The 13,781-nt window shown below is 36.3% G+C and carries 15 protein-coding genes; 1 reads left to right on the top strand and 14 read right to left on the bottom strand.

Annotation, left to right across the window (positions count from 1 at the left end; all coding sequences use genetic code 11):
- Window positions 1-36: 36 nt before the first annotated feature.
- Window positions 37-1,134 (top strand): hypothetical protein, encoded by a 1,098-nt coding sequence (locus ACEYOS_RS10370; RefSeq protein WP_373709264.1) that lies wholly within the window; start codon window positions 37-39, stop codon window positions 1,132-1,134.
- A 47-nt stretch (window positions 1,135-1,181) separates the two neighbouring features.
- Here the strand turns inward: ACEYOS_RS10370 and ACEYOS_RS10365 are convergent, their stop codons facing one another.
- The 14 genes from ACEYOS_RS10365 to ACEYOS_RS10300 all read right to left on the bottom strand — a co-directional run bounded on the left by ACEYOS_RS10365 (window position 1,182) and on the right by ACEYOS_RS10300 (window position 13,773).
- A complete protein-coding gene (locus ACEYOS_RS10365) occupies window positions 1,182-1,502 on the bottom strand; it encodes a type II toxin-antitoxin system PemK/MazF family toxin (protein ID WP_373709265.1) in 321 nt (106 codons plus the stop codon).
- Window positions 1,496-1,747 carry an AbrB/MazE/SpoVT family DNA-binding domain-containing protein gene (locus ACEYOS_RS10360; RefSeq protein WP_373709266.1) on the bottom strand — a complete coding sequence of 84 codons (252 nt, stop codon included), beginning with the start codon at window positions 1,745-1,747 and terminating at the stop codon, window positions 1,496-1,498. The genes ACEYOS_RS10365 and ACEYOS_RS10360 overlap by 7 nt, the downstream gene beginning before the upstream one ends.
- A gap of 94 nt (window positions 1,748-1,841) precedes the next feature.
- Window positions 1,842-4,700 carry an aminomethyl-transferring glycine dehydrogenase gene (gene gcvP, locus ACEYOS_RS10355; protein ID WP_373709267.1) on the bottom strand — a complete coding sequence of 953 codons (2,859 nt, stop codon included), beginning with the start codon at window positions 4,698-4,700 and terminating at the stop codon, window positions 1,842-1,844.
- A gap of 402 nt (window positions 4,701-5,102) precedes the next feature.
- Window positions 5,103-5,747: a DnaJ domain-containing protein gene (locus ACEYOS_RS10350; protein WP_373709268.1), complete on the bottom strand. Its 645-nt coding sequence runs from the start codon at window positions 5,745-5,747 to the stop codon at window positions 5,103-5,105.
- A gap of 77 nt (window positions 5,748-5,824) precedes the next feature.
- Complete coding sequence (locus ACEYOS_RS10345) at window positions 5,825-6,283, bottom strand: DoxX family protein (protein WP_373709269.1); 459 nt, start codon at window positions 6,281-6,283, stop codon at window positions 5,825-5,827.
- Complete coding sequence (locus ACEYOS_RS10340; RefSeq protein ID WP_373709270.1) at window positions 6,283-6,723, bottom strand: SRPBCC domain-containing protein; 441 nt, start codon at window positions 6,721-6,723, stop codon at window positions 6,283-6,285. The genes ACEYOS_RS10345 and ACEYOS_RS10340 overlap by 1 nt, the downstream gene beginning before the upstream one ends.
- A 15-nt stretch (window positions 6,724-6,738) precedes the next feature.
- On the bottom strand, window positions 6,739-7,164 hold the full coding sequence (locus ACEYOS_RS10335; protein WP_373710058.1) for an SRPBCC domain-containing protein: 426 nt from the start codon (window positions 7,162-7,164) through the stop codon (window positions 6,739-6,741).
- Between the two features lie 20 nt (window positions 7,165-7,184).
- Complete coding sequence (locus tag ACEYOS_RS10330) at window positions 7,185-8,051, bottom strand: VOC family protein (protein WP_373710057.1); 867 nt, start codon at window positions 8,049-8,051, stop codon at window positions 7,185-7,187.
- 49 nt (window positions 8,052-8,100) lie between these two features.
- Window positions 8,101-8,514 carry an SRPBCC domain-containing protein gene (locus tag ACEYOS_RS10325; RefSeq protein WP_373710056.1) on the bottom strand — a complete coding sequence of 138 codons (414 nt, stop codon included), beginning with the start codon at window positions 8,512-8,514 and terminating at the stop codon, window positions 8,101-8,103.
- 64 nt (window positions 8,515-8,578) lie between these two features.
- Entirely contained in the window at window positions 8,579-8,992 is a 414-nt protein-coding gene (locus tag ACEYOS_RS10320; protein WP_373710055.1) for an SRPBCC domain-containing protein, read from the bottom strand.
- Between the two features lie 143 nt (window positions 8,993-9,135).
- On the bottom strand, window positions 9,136-10,347 hold the full coding sequence (locus ACEYOS_RS10315) for a DUF763 domain-containing protein (protein WP_373710054.1): 1,212 nt from the start codon (window positions 10,345-10,347) through the stop codon (window positions 9,136-9,138).
- An 88-nt stretch (window positions 10,348-10,435) separates the two neighbouring features.
- Window positions 10,436-10,933: a thiol peroxidase gene (tpx, locus tag ACEYOS_RS10310; RefSeq protein ID WP_373710053.1), complete on the bottom strand. Its 498-nt coding sequence runs from the start codon at window positions 10,931-10,933 to the stop codon at window positions 10,436-10,438.
- A gap of 193 nt (window positions 10,934-11,126) precedes the next feature.
- Window positions 11,127-11,606, bottom strand: a complete 480-nt coding sequence (locus ACEYOS_RS10305) for a thioredoxin family protein (RefSeq protein WP_373710052.1) — start codon at window positions 11,604-11,606, stop codon at window positions 11,127-11,129.
- 10 nt (window positions 11,607-11,616) lie between these two features.
- Entirely contained in the window at window positions 11,617-13,773 is a 2,157-nt protein-coding gene (locus ACEYOS_RS10300) for a TonB-dependent receptor plug domain-containing protein (protein WP_373710051.1), read from the bottom strand.
- Window positions 13,774-13,781: the final 8 nt, after the last annotated feature.

Raw genomic sequence — 13,781 nt, 5'->3', positions numbered from 1 at the left:
AATAAGTCTTAAATTTAACTAATAAAAGTTTTTGATATGAAAGTTTATTTTTTACTGTTGCCCTTATTTATTTTGTCTTGTAATAAAAGTGACAAGTCCGATGAAAAAGCTGAAGAAAGCACAGAACAGCAATGCTTTATACTGAATGAAGGCGCCAATTACGATCATATTACAAAACCTGTCGCAAAGCTTACGCACGCTGAAATTCTTAAAAATCTACCCGCACCTATTCAAATGAAAGAAGTGAGCGACTTTACAGCATTCAACTACGATTTAAAAATAACGGAAGATCTGCAGGAGAAAGAAAAAAACTATTTCAAGTCACCAGAATATCAAAAAAAGTTTGGCGAATGGATCTCCGCTTTACCGGAATTCAGTTATTTATCGATTCAAGAAAATTATGCATTGGCAAAAAACAAATACGGTTTGTGGATTATTGAAAAAAGCAGCAGCGATTTTAGACCTTACTTTTTAGGACTAACGCAAAACATTTACATTGCGGACATTTATAAAAAAGACCAAAAGTTTTTAGACAACAATCAATTTGTAATGAACGGAACTTTAGTTGACATTCAACGATTATCGCGCGTTCCTATGTTGCCGAAATATGAAGTGATTAAAAATGGCGTTCAGTTTGTCATCAATTTAGACGAAATTAAAAAAGACAGTGATAAAGATGGTTTCAATGATCTATTTGAAAAATTTATTGGACTGAATCCTAATTCTGCTGACACAGATGATGATGGAATTGCTGACTTCACCGATCCAAATCCGAAATTTAAATCTGGAACAGATAAATACACAGCGATGTATGAAACACTGGTTGACCATCCGAAAGCGGTTACCAAATATTCGTTCACAGAAATTCTGACAGACTGTGATTATTTTCAAGCCATTAATCCAAAAAATATTAAAGTCTTGATGTACAACACAACGGAAAAAGCTCCTATAAAAGAGGATGTCCTTGACCACTTTTTCCCTGGAAAATACAGCAAAATGAAAATGTACAAAGGATATCCTGAAGTTTATTTTACTGATTTCTCAGATCAAAGCGGCGACGGAACTTTATCTGCAGAATTTGTCAATGGCAAATGGAAATTTGATAAAAAGTATACGGTGGAATTTGGGATGTGAGGAAGATTAATGAGCAATGAATAATAAGTAATGAGTAATGTTGTGAATTACTTTGAAAACATTTTTTGCAATACTTCAAGAACGTCATTCTGTTCTTTTTGTGATAGTTTCGCTAATCTATTTTTAAGTCGGGATTTATCAACGCACCGAATTTGATCTAATGCGATTTGACCATCCTTATTTTTTACGGTACAATTTATTCTGGAAGGATAGTTTTTTAGAGTAGATGTTAAAGGTGCGATGATCACTGTATTTAAAGCATCATTCATTTCATCAGGTGAAAGAACTACGCCGGGTCTGGTTTTGTTAATTTCAGAACCTTTTGTAGGATCGAACTCTACAAAATAAATTTCAAATCTTTTTACCATGTCCATTCTTCTTCATCAAATTGATTAGAAAACGTCATTTCGAGATCATGATCTGTCACAGATCCCGCCTGTAAAAATTGCTCTTTCCAGTTCGCTCTACCTTCTGAGACTTTTTCGATTAAAATTTTGCCGTCTTTTACTGCTAACTTTAATTCATCATTTTCTTCAATATCGAGTTGCTCCAAAATTCTTTTGCTCAATATAATTCCAGAAGAATTTCCTATTTTTCTAAGCTTCGTTTTCATAAAATGATTTTATCAAAGTTATAACAAAATTATAACAAGTCCAAAAAAAATCCTGAAGTTGAACTTCAGGATCTCTATTTTTATGTTTTTTTGATTAGATATAACTTTCAATTGGTGCGCAAGTACAAATAAGATTTCTGTCGCCATATGCCTCGTCAACACGAGAAACGGACGCAAAGAATTTATTATCGCGAACCCAATCTAAAGGGTAAGCTGCTTTTTCGCGGCTGTATGGTCGGTCCCAATCGTCAGAGATAACAACTTCTTGCGTATGTGGCGCATTTTTCAAAACGTTATTGGCCGTATCATATTTACCTTCAGCGATTTCATCGATCTCTCTCTTAATAGAAATTAATGCTTCAGCGAAACGGTCTAATTCTGCTTTACTTTCCGATTCAGTTGGCTCGATCATTAAAGTACCAGCAACGGGGAAACTTACTGTCGGAGCATGGTAACCGTAATCCATCAAACGTTTTGCAACATCAGCAACTTCAATTCCCAGTGGCTTAAACTGTCGGAAATCGATGATACATTCGTGAGCAACACGTCCTTTGTTGTTCGAGTACAATACTGGAAAATGTTCTCCCAAAACCTCTTTCAAATAATTGGCATTAAGAATTGCGTATTCAGTGGCTTTCTTCAAACCAGAAGTTCCGAGCATTTTAATGTAAGCGTAAGAAATATTTAACACCAAAGAAGAACCGTACGGCGCTCCAGAAATGGCATCAATGGATTCCTTCGTTCCGATCTTAATATTGGGATTGCTTGGTAAGAATTTTACCAAATGTTCTGCAACACAGATCGGACCAACGCCAGGTCCACCACCACCATGTGGAATCGCAAAAGTTTTATGCAGATTCAAGTGACAAACATCTGCTCCAATATTTCCAGGAGAAGTGTAGCCAACTTGAGCGTTCATATTCGCACCGTCCATATAAATTTGCCCACCATGCTGGTGAATCAAATCAGTAATTTCGATAATGTTGTCATCAAAGAAACCGTACGTTGACGGATAAGTAATCATTACCGCAGCAAGATTATCACTGTGCAACTCTGCTTTTGCTTTTAAATCTTCGAAATCAATTTCACCCGTTTCGATGTTTTTTACAACAACCACTTTCATTCCGGCAAGTACCGCAGAAGCAGGATTCGTCCCGTGTGCAGATTGTGGAATTAAAGCGATATTACGGTGACCTTCGCCACGTGATTTATGATACTGGCGAATGACCATTAAACCAGCATATTCTCCTTGAGCACCAGAATTGGGCTGTAAAGAAGTTCCGGCAAATCCAGTAATTTCTGATAAGTCTTTTTCTAATTCCTTGATGAGCGCTTGGTAACCACCAGCTTGTTCCGTCGGTACAAATGGATGTACACTTCCCCATTCTGCCCAGGATAACGGCAACATTTGGGTTGCAGCATTTAGCTTCATGGTACAAGAACCTAGCGAAATCATCGAATGGGTAAGAGATAGATCTTTTCTTTCCAAACGTTTGATATAGCGCATCAACTCGGTTTCTGTATGGTATCTGTTGAAAACTTCTTCTTTCAGAATTTCATCAGTTCTCAAAAACTCCTGTGGAATTTGAACTTCTTCTTTAAAGATTAATTTAAAACTTTGTTTATCTAAAAAGCCAGCGAAAGCATCAAATAAATATTGAACTTTAGCGGTTGTTGATGATTCATTAAGTGCAATACTCACGATTCCTTCGGAAAAATAATTCAGATTGACTTTCTGGTCACGCATGGTGCGCATCAATCTGTTTTTATCATCTTCATGAATTCTAAATTTCACTGTATCGAAAATAGGTTCTTCAACAATATCGTAACCTAAAATTTTCAAACCTTCATGCAAGCCCAACGCTTTAAAATGAATTTGATCAGCGATAAAATTCAAACCTTTTGGTCCGTGATATACAGCGTACATTCCAGCCATAACGGCGAGAAGCACTTGTGCGGTACAGATATTTGAAGTTGCTTTTTCTCTTTTGATATGCTGCTCTCTGGTTTGAAGCGCCATTCTTAGCGCACGCTTTCCGTAAGCATCTTGAGAAACTCCGATAATTCTACCTGGAAGATCACGTTTGTATTCGTCTTTACAAGAAAAGAATGCTGCATGAGGACCACCGTAACCCATGGGAATTCCGAATCGCTGCGTAGTTCCCACGGCACAGTCTGCACCCATGTCTGCTGGTGATTTCAGTTTCACCAAAGCCATTGGATCACAAGCTACAACAACCTGTAAATCAAATTCTTTATAATATTGAATATTTTCAGAATAGTCTAAAACGATTCCGTTTTTTCCTGGATATTGTAAAAGAACGCCAAAATAAGAATCGTTAAACTGATGTGTTTTATGATTTCCAACAATCACATCGATTCCTAAACCTTCCGCTTTCGTTTTTAAAACAGCAACAGTTTGAGGAAACACTAAATCTGAAACGAAGAATTTTTGCGCTCCCGCTTTCTTCTGTACTTTAGTCCGGCTTTCAAAGAACATGTGCATCGCTTCAGCAGCCGCAGTAGATTCATCTAAAAGTGAAGCATTCGCCAGTTTAAATCCAGTTAAATCGCAAACTACCGTTTGAAAATTTAAAAGTGCTTCTAATCTTCCTTGTGCAATTTCTGCCTGGTAAGGTGTGTAAGCGGTGTACCAGGAAGGATTTTCCAAAATATTACGTTGGATGACACTTGGTAAAACAGTGTTGTGATATCCGAAACCGATATAGTTATCGAACATTAAATTTTTTGCAGCCAATTCTTTTGAATGAGCTAACATTTCCTGCTCCGAAAGTGGGTCTGAAATGTTGAGTTCTTGCTTTAACCGAATAGAATCTGGAATGGTTTGACCAATTAGTTCTTCCATACTCGCAACGCCTACTTTCTCTAACATTGCCTGTGTATCGGCTTCATTCATAGAAATGTGGCGATTAACAAATTGTGTGGTATTCATATATATTTACTAGATTTATTTCTAAAATAAAGGTCAGTAAAAATACAAATTTTTGCGCAGTACCGCAATTGATAAATCTCATTTAATTATGATGATAGACTACTTCGATAACTCATTATTTAGTGCACTCAAAAGAATACTGCCACTTCAAAATGCTCACTGCTACAACTTTAATAAAATTTAACATCCTTATTTTGATTTATTCTAAATTAAATTTATCTTTGCAAGATGAATGGTCAGATTATCCCTTTTAAAGTACCGCCGCTGATGCCCTTTAGTGAAATCAAAGAGGAACTATCTTGTGGTAAAAAAAATTGCTGTAAAAAATTTAAGAAAGGAAAACGTTGTAAAAAATGTCCAGGCCGACTAAAAATGGTCTAATATTCCTGATTAAATTACCTCTTAGCTGTTCTGAAATATTGCGAAAATTACAATCGCAATAAAAAGAAAGAACAGAAAAATTCTCGTACCTCTAGACATTCCGGTTGGATTGTTCATCGTTGGTTTTTCAGGTTTGAATAAATCTTCTACCTCACTTCTAAACTCTTCACTTTTATTGTCGAAGATCTCTGTAATCGTAAGCCCCTGAACAATTGTTTTATTTAAAAGAGAATTGGTCACATGCAGGAGCAGTTGAAACTTTCCATCCTGAAACTCTGTAATCCGAATAACTTTTTCTCCATATCCTTTCTGCAAGCCAAACGGTAAGACTTTTACAATATCAGCATTCTGCGTTTGCCAGGTAATAATAACTTCTTCTCCTTTCTGAACCCGTATTTTATTCACGGAGAAAGACTTAATGGTAGGCGGAAGATTGGGTCGGTAGCTTCGTTGCTGGTGGCTCAAATTGTCATCGTAGATTCTTCGTTTCTCAGCATCAATCAACATTTCATACGCTTCCTTGATCTCCATAAAACGAAATTCGAAAAAATCATCGTCTGGATTTTTGTCGGGATGGTACTTTAAGGAAAGTTTACGGTACGCTTTTTTGATGTCTTCTTCAGAAGCATTTTCTTTAACACCGAGAAAATAATAATAATTTTTCATTCGAATCGAGAAAGCCAGTCAAGGCTGCGCAGTTTGAAAGGCAAAAGTAAGAAATTAAAAGTTTTTAGTCTTTAATATCACGCTAAATAAATGCCGAAAAACCAAGTCCAAGCAATGAGAATGATCTGCATTGGAAGTCGTTCTTTATAAAGATAACCGAGGCCAGGACCGGTGAAATCTCCTTTAAATAGATTGATTCGTTTTTTAGAAGAATTGATATTGGCGAAAAATATGATAATGAAAAACAAAATTAATAATAGGGCTGTAATTTCTCGAATGGAAGGAATCATCAAACCTATTCCGGCCGCTATTTCTAATATTCCAGTGAAGTAAACTAAAAACATTTTTGCTGGAAAAAAATCAGGAATCATCATCGCCATTCCTTTCTGATATTTAAAATGTGCAACACCGGTGAAGATCACAAAAACCGCCAAAGCTAAATTTCCAGAGAATAAAAAGTTCCAAAAACCTTCAAATAATCGCGTAGCAATTAATGACAGGATAAATGTGATGCCAATGATCGATAATAGTTTCATTAATTTTCTGCCAGACTTTTAAGCATTGCAAAACCTTGATTGAAGCCATTATTCATATATTCTTCATGATCACCATTGACGTGCGTTATGGCGCGAACTTCTGTCGTATTTTCATCGATGGCGCGTAGGAAGTATTTTTCTTCTGCTCCACTCCATTCTTTAACTTCTTTACTTTCAATATCTTCTACTCCATCCTTCACGGTTCCCAAATGTCTAAAAACAACTTCATGAGGCTCGTTTAAACTTTCAATGGTAGATAACATTCCATCTCCAGCTTTGTCAATAAAATAGGTTTTCCCACCAATTTCCCAGTCTGATTTCAATTGAGAACCAGGCATAAAAAACTGAGTCCAGATGGAATATGTTTCCGGGTGCCACAGCAAATCCCAAACTTTTTGAATGGGTGCGTTGATGTGAATTTCGTAATTTTTAGTTTCCATACTTTTAAATTTTAATTAGGATTTTTCGGAAAGTATTTTTACTTTTTCGAAATTCTGCGGATATTTAGAATTGAAGAAATCTACAAATTCATCCAGAGAATTTACTTTTGCGTGTAACATAGTTCCGTTTTCATTAGGCTCTAAAATATAGGTTACTGTAGAATCTTCCCAATCCTGTGGACTAAATTCTCCATCTAAAATCCAACCTAGATGTTTCATAGCCAACACACTTCCATGGCTGTTTTTCACCACAAAATTATACATTCCGTTATTTTCTTGATCCAGAAACCTCATCGTACTTCCTTGTTCCCAATTCCCTTCAAAATAAGTATTTTCATTTAATGCCGAAGGCCAGCGCTTATTTGAATCCTGCGTAAACAGAACTTCCCAAACTTTTTCAGCGGGAGCATCAATTTGTATTTGATAATGTAAAAGTATCATGTTTTGTTTTTTACTAATTTTCAAGAATTATAAGCGTGTTCTAAATCTGCAATTACAATTTTCTGCATTCCCATCATGGCTTCTACCACTTTCTGGGCTTTCTGAGGTTGATCGAAATCATTCATTAATTCTAATAATCGTTTAGGAACAATTTGCCAACTGACGCCAAACTGATCTTTAAGCCAACCGCACATTGATTCTCGTCCTCCATCTAAAAGTAGTGAGTTCCACAGGTGATCGGTTTGAATTTGATCATCGGTCATCACTACCATTGAAATACCTTCATTAAAATCGAATTGATGATCGTGGGAATTATCCATACAGAACATGGTATAATGATCAATCTCGAAATCTGCGTGCTGTATATTTTCAGAAATTTCATGATTTTCGTTTCCGACTCCTTCACCATATTTTAAAATTCCGCCTACTTTAGAATTGGGGAAAATGGACGTGTAAAATTCTATTGCTTTTTTGGCTTGACCATTATTTTGATGAATAAACATTAAGGTAGGAATGATTCTTTGGTCGCCCTTGCTTTCACCTAAATAAATTTGCCATGTTACGCCGAATTGATCGCGAACCCAACCGTATTTTTTGGACCATGGATATTCAGCTAAATCCATTAAAATGATTCCATTCTTTATCAGATTATTCCAGTATTGCTGAACCTCATCTTCTGATTCGCATAAGATGGTAAATGAAATAGAGGCGTTTTTCTCAAATTGTGGTCCGGCATTTAGAAACATTAATTTCTGACCGAACAATTTGATATTGAGTACAACTGGTGTATCTGCCGTAATTTTTCCGTTAAAAATTTCGCAGTAAAAATCAGCTGCTTCTTTACCGTCGCCATTAAACCAAAGACATGGAAATATATTATTGTTCATCTTGTAAAAATGCTAGGAAATGAGTAATACTAAATGTGAAAATTGAAATTTAATTATTCTCTACATATTTATGAAAGCGGTCTAAAATCGCATACCAACCTGTACGTTGCATTTCCCTGGAATACTGTTCTTCGGGTTCAAAAACCTGTATAACCTCAGTGGTATTTTCGTCGACTTTTTTAAAGATCACTTCAATGGTTCTGCCATCTGTTAAAGTGCTTCTTACGTATTCTTTATCTTTAATTTCCAGAATGTCACCAGAAAAATTATAACCGAAACTTTTATCTTTAAATTCTAAGCGATAATCAAAAGACCCACCTTCGCGGAAATCAATTTCTGCTTTTGGGCAATGCCAATTCGGGGTGGTATAATTCCACTTTACAATATGCTTCGGATTATAAAAATAATCCCATACTTTTTGAATGGGTTTTAGAATCGTAATGTTAATAGTTATGGGCTCCATATAGTTTATTTTTTATAAAAATACGGAATAATTTTTAAAATCCTAATGAGCTTTTAAATGCACCCTAATTGTTCTCCACATGTTTGTGAAAATTATCGAGAATCGAATACCAACCTTCCCGTTGCATTTCTGCTGGTTGCTCTAAATCTGGCTCGAAAATCTCAGTTACTTTTGTGGTAGTTTCATCAATTCTTTCAAAAAGAACTTTCACTTTTCGACCGTCATCCAAATGGTATTTTATTTTTTCGAACGGCGCGACCTCATCGTAGATCCCTTTGAAATCAAATCCAAAGCTTTCGTCTTTTGCTTCCATTCGATAATTGAAAGCTCCACCGATTTGTAGATCATTTTCAGCGTTTGGGCAAGTCCAGGTATCATTAGCAAAATTCCATTGGGTGATATGTTCTGGATCCGTAAAAAATTCCCAAACTTTGGTAATCGGTTTTAAAATCGTTATTTCAAGTGTGATAGGTTCCATATTTTTTTATTTAAATTAGTAGATGAAGAATAATTGGAGCAATTGATTCTTTTTTCGAGATTCGAAGGCAAATTCCGAACCATCTGTATTAATTTAATTCTAAGTGATCCATTCTATTTTATAGAAATTTATTTAAAATGGAATTAAAACAAAGATAGCTGAATAGCCTGTTGACTTTTTGGTTTCTCAGCGTCTCCGAAAACAGTCTTGCCACCATATTTCCACGAATTAGCACGCTCTTCTTCTATGACATTATTAATATCAAAATCAGGTTGAAAGTTTTCTTCAGCTTTTGCGATCATTCGGTGTAATTTCTCCACCGATTTTAGTTGATCTGCGTTTCCGAGTTTCGATTTTTCTATTCCTTTTTGTAGAATTGAAATCGTTTCATCATAAATTTTTAAAGGAACAGGAAATGGATGTCCGTCTTTTCCGCCATGTGCAAAAGCAAACCTCGCAGGATCCTGAAATCTTGACGGTGCACCATGAATTACTTCGCTGACCAATGCTAAACTCTGCAACGTTCTTGGACCAACTCCTTTTAGTAATAACAATTCTTCGAAATTTTCTGGTTGAGTTTCCCTGGTGATATGAAGTAAAGCTCCTAATCTTTTCAAATTTACGTCAGATGCCTGAATATCGTGATGCGCAGGTAAAATTAAACGGGCAAAATCCGACATTATTTTTTCAGAATTGGTGTGCGAAATCTCTAAAATTCCGGATCGGTTTTCTTTAGCACCGTGGGCAGTGAGATTTAAAATTCTTCCCTGATTGACTCCTTCAATCCCAGTATGTGGTTCTTCAATAAAAGATTTTAAGTTTTCGGAATGCCAATGGTAGCGTCGAGCGGTTTTATCTTTCACATTCATTCCCTGCTGAATGACGGCCCATTTGCCTTCATCGGTCAACATGAAATTATGCGTGTACAATTGGTAACCGTCTTGTAAAGCAGTATTATCAACTTTCGCTGAAAGTCTACTGGCTCGGATCAATTCGGTTGCATTGAGGCCAGTGCCTTCAGAAATTTTTAAAAGTTCATGAGGCGTTTCTAAGGATTGCTTTCCTTTTCCACCTGCAATATAAAGTCCGAGTGTTTTTGAATTTGGATTAATCGCTCTCTTTAAAGCGCCCATGACAGAAGTGGTCACCCCGGAAGAATGCCAGTCCATTCCCATCACTGCGCCAAAACACTGAAACCAGAAAGGATCGCTCATGCGCCGAATGACTTCATCTTTTCCGTAATCGCTAAGCATTACTTCAATCACCGAAAGACCAAGTGTAGACATACGTTCATACAGCCATTGTGGAACATAGCCGTAATGTAGCGGTAAATCTGCCGATCCTGAACGTTTCATTATTGTAAGTAGTTTAAATTTAAAAATAAAAAACCTTGTCAAGAATAAAATCTGTGACAAGGTTCAATCTTTATTTTGAATAAAAAAATTATTTCAAAGCATTCAAAGCTGCTTCATAATTCGGTTCTTGTGCGATTTCTGGAACTTGTTCTGTGTAAAGTACTTTTCCATCTGCATCTGCTACAATTACAGCACGACTTAACAATCCTTCCATCGGAGAATCTGCTATTTTTACGCCATAATCATCTCCAAAAGTCCCACGGTAATCTGATAAACTTTCTACGTTATCTAAACCCTCAGCGGCACAAAAACGATTCAACGCAAAAGGTAAATCTTTGGATACGTTGAGAACAATGGTATTATCGAGCTTAGCAGCTTCTTCATTAAATTTTCTCGCCGCAGCCTGACAAACTCCCGTATCGATACTTGGGAAAATATTGAAAATCATTTTTTTACCAGCGTAGTCTTGATTGCTTTTCGGTTTTAATTCAACATTCACCAAATTGAAATCTTTCACGTTGCTTCCTACATCTGGTAAGTTGCCTACTGTAGTTACTGGATTGTCATGTAATGTAATATTTGCCATAATTTTATTTATTTATATTGATTCAAAATTAGGAAAAAATAAACCAAGTCCCGAAGGATGAAAGTTAAATTAATCTTAATAATTTAGGTTGAGTTTATTTAATTAGCCCTAAACAAACATAACTGCTTAAATAAAATGATGCAAAAAGTACCGACCTCTAAATATCAACTTAAATAATTAACACTTAAAAAAATTACTCAATAATCTTTAAGAAAGCCGGCACGTCTAAATATTGAAAATATCTTGCTTCTGCCTCAAAATTCTCGTTAAATACAATATAAGCAGGCAATGAAAAAGGTTTATTTTTTCGACTCGCTAACAAGAGCGCAATCTCATGAATAGGATTCACCCTTTTGGTTCTCTTATTCACGAAAGTTTCGGCGCCAAAAACGATTTTTTCATCCGTTTCTATATTCATTTTTACTGCGTAATAACTTTCATTGAGTTTTTTAATTACCTCATCATCTCGAAAAGTGGTACGATCCATTTCTTTGCAGTACACGCACCAATCAGCGTAGAAATTGACAAATACTTTTTTGGGATGAACCTTCAGAGAATCATTGAGCTGATTAAAACTGATCCAGTTAATGTTTTCCGTGGACTGTCCGTTAATGCTTATCGCAGTTGAGAAGTACAATAATAAAATACTAATAAGTAAACTCTTGCTCTTCACGTTTTAAAATTTAAATCGATTTTAATCGTAGTCCTAAAAAAAATGTTCTTGGCATATTCGGCCCATATATAAAGTTGCTATCACGGTTTTTGCCGGTGTCAAAGTTTTTTTGATAGGCATCAAGAATATTTTTCATCCCGCCAAATACTTCAATACCAGATTTCATTTTTGGAATATTGAAAGTATGACCTGCTCTTATACCGATGTCTGTAAAGGAGCTTGCCTTGAAATATTCGTCAACATTTTGTCCGGTTCCATCTCCTGCAACGTGAGCGAGCAACATGCTGCCGGTGAAAACTCCGTTGGCGGTGATCGCCCAGTTTTTTGTCGGATTATAAGTGATAGTGGCATATCCATAATGATCAGGCGTTCGCAAAAATTCTCGTTTGGCTTCTAAACCTGCAATATTTTCGACAGAAGTTCTGAACTGACTTTTCTGAAAAGTAAATCCAGCATCTAAAGTAACTACGTAATCAAAATTGGCTCTGGCTTCAATGGTTATTCCTTTAACAACAGCTTCATCACCGTTTCTTTTTTGAAAGATCTGTCCGAATTCATCTTGTCCCAAAGGAAACTGAAAAAACGCATCTTTTAATTTGGTGTAAAAAGCTTCGATCGTAAAACCTGCAATAAAATGCTCCGTTGCTTTGTCATAATTTACAGAACCTGTAAAACTGTTGGATCGCTCTTCTTTCAGATCATCTGCGAGACCAATTCTAGAAACTCCACCGCCGGCAAAAGCGATGTGCAGATCGGTATCAAAAGCTTGTGGAGCTCTAAATCCAGTTCCCCAACCAGCTCGAAACTGAGTGTTTGTTAATCCTTTATACAAGAGCGATAATCTTGGACTGAAAATAGCGTGATCGACCATATTATGTTTATCTAACCTTGCACCCGCCAGAAAATTGACGTCATCGGATAGATCCCAGTCATTTTGAATGTAGGCACCGAAATTTCTGGTAGTTTGGTCGATCTCATATCGGTAGGTTGGAATTTCATCAAAAACGTAATCATAAACATATTCTGCACCTGCCGTTAAAGTAGAACTTCCTATTAAAAACTTTTCAAATTTGTTATTAAACTGAACGCCGCCCTGATGCGTAACTACATCTGAAACTCCGTAAGGCGGATTGGCGAAAAATGCAGCCAGCTCATCGGGATCATCCGGATTAATGCCGGTGTAATGTTGACGATCGGTCTTTTGCCCACCGTAATAAACACTTAAGGAATTTTTATTATCATTAAAACTAAAGGAGTAATCAGCACTTCCCATCAAGATATTATGCGTTCTTTCCTCGGATTGTTTCGCTAAATAAGCAGCTTTTTCTACCATTTCTCCACCATAACGGTATTCGTTAATACTGCTAAAGCTTAATTCCAGTTTATGATTTTTAGCTGGTTTAAAAAAGAAATTTGCTCCAAATGTGTTGTCTTTTAATTGTGGTAATTCTGAATAGTTATCGCCATTCGCATCGTACATTTCTCTGTTTCTATTATTAACAAACAGACTGACGCCTAGATTTCTTTCCGGATTCACGAAGGAAGCGTTTCCAGTAATGATGTTATCTGTGGTTTTTCCTTTGATGCTTTGTAAAGTATTGGTGAAACTGAAGTTGTTTCCGTCGGGGATTTTAGTAATGACGTTAACTGTTCCACCAATAGCGCTCGATCCATAAAGAGCTGAAACTCCTCCGCGAACCACTTCAATTCTATCGATCATATTGGTTGGTATTTGTTCCATTCCATATAAACCCATCAAGGGACTGAAGAGCGGACGACTGTTAATTAATATTTGAGAATAACCTCCTTGCAAACCATTAATTCTGAGCTGGGTGTAATTACAGGTTTGACAATCTGTTTCTACCCGCAAGCCGGGTTGATATTTCAATCCTTCAGACAAAGTTGTAGCGACGACCTGATCCAGTATTTTGCTGTTGATCAAGTTGACGATCACGGGCGAATCCGTTTTTCTTTTTGGAGTTCTGGTTCCTGTAATAACGACCTGATCGATATCTTTTATTCTACCGCGGATGGTGTCAGAAGAAACTGCTGAATTGAAATCGATACTAAGTTCATTTTGAGAATCTGTTATCTCCTGTGCATAAAGCAGATTCATCGTCGGGAAAAGAAAAACGGCACTGATTAAAGTAAATTTATTGCATTTCATATATCTAA

It is taken from the genome of Kaistella sp. (assembly GCF_041824135.1).
GTDB lineage: Bacteria > Bacteroidota > Bacteroidia > Flavobacteriales > Weeksellaceae > Kaistella.
This window is presented reverse-complemented; position numbering and strand designations above follow the sequence as displayed.

Excerpts from the sequence above, each read along its gene's own strand:
- ACEYOS_RS10370 (WP_373709264.1), top strand. The coding sequence starts at position 37 with ATGAAAGTTTATTTTTTACTGTTGCCCTTATTTATTTTGTCTTGTAAT.
- ACEYOS_RS10365 (WP_373709265.1), bottom strand. The coding sequence starts at position 1,502 with ATGGTAAAAAGATTTGAAATTTATTTTGTAGAGTTCGATCCTACAAAA.
- ACEYOS_RS10360 (WP_373709266.1), bottom strand. The coding sequence starts at position 1,747 with ATGAAAACGAAGCTTAGAAAAATAGGAAATTCTTCTGGAATTATATTG.
- gcvP (WP_373709267.1), bottom strand. The coding sequence starts at position 4,700 with ATGAATACCACACAATTTGTTAATCGCCACATTTCTATGAATGAAGCC.
- ACEYOS_RS10350 (WP_373709268.1), bottom strand. The coding sequence starts at position 5,747 with ATGAAAAATTATTATTATTTTCTCGGTGTTAAAGAAAATGCTTCTGAA.
- ACEYOS_RS10345 (WP_373709269.1), bottom strand. The coding sequence starts at position 6,283 with ATGAAACTATTATCGATCATTGGCATCACATTTATCCTGTCATTAATT.
- ACEYOS_RS10340 (WP_373709270.1), bottom strand. The coding sequence starts at position 6,723 with ATGGAAACTAAAAATTACGAAATTCACATCAACGCACCCATTCAAAAA.
- ACEYOS_RS10335 (WP_373710058.1), bottom strand. The coding sequence starts at position 7,164 with ATGATACTTTTACATTATCAAATACAAATTGATGCTCCCGCTGAAAAA.
- ACEYOS_RS10330 (WP_373710057.1), bottom strand. The coding sequence starts at position 8,051 with ATGAACAATAATATATTTCCATGTCTTTGGTTTAATGGCGACGGTAAA.
- ACEYOS_RS10325 (WP_373710056.1), bottom strand. The coding sequence starts at position 8,514 with ATGGAGCCCATAACTATTAACATTACGATTCTAAAACCCATTCAAAAA.
- ACEYOS_RS10320 (WP_373710055.1), bottom strand. The coding sequence starts at position 8,992 with ATGGAACCTATCACACTTGAAATAACGATTTTAAAACCGATTACCAAA.
- ACEYOS_RS10315 (WP_373710054.1), bottom strand. The coding sequence starts at position 10,347 with ATGAAACGTTCAGGATCGGCAGATTTACCGCTACATTACGGCTATGTT.
- tpx (WP_373710053.1), bottom strand. The coding sequence starts at position 10,933 with ATGGCAAATATTACATTACATGACAATCCAGTAACTACAGTAGGCAAC.
- ACEYOS_RS10300 (WP_373710051.1), bottom strand. The coding sequence starts at position 13,773 with ATGAAATGCAATAAATTTACTTTAATCAGTGCCGTTTTTCTTTTCCCG.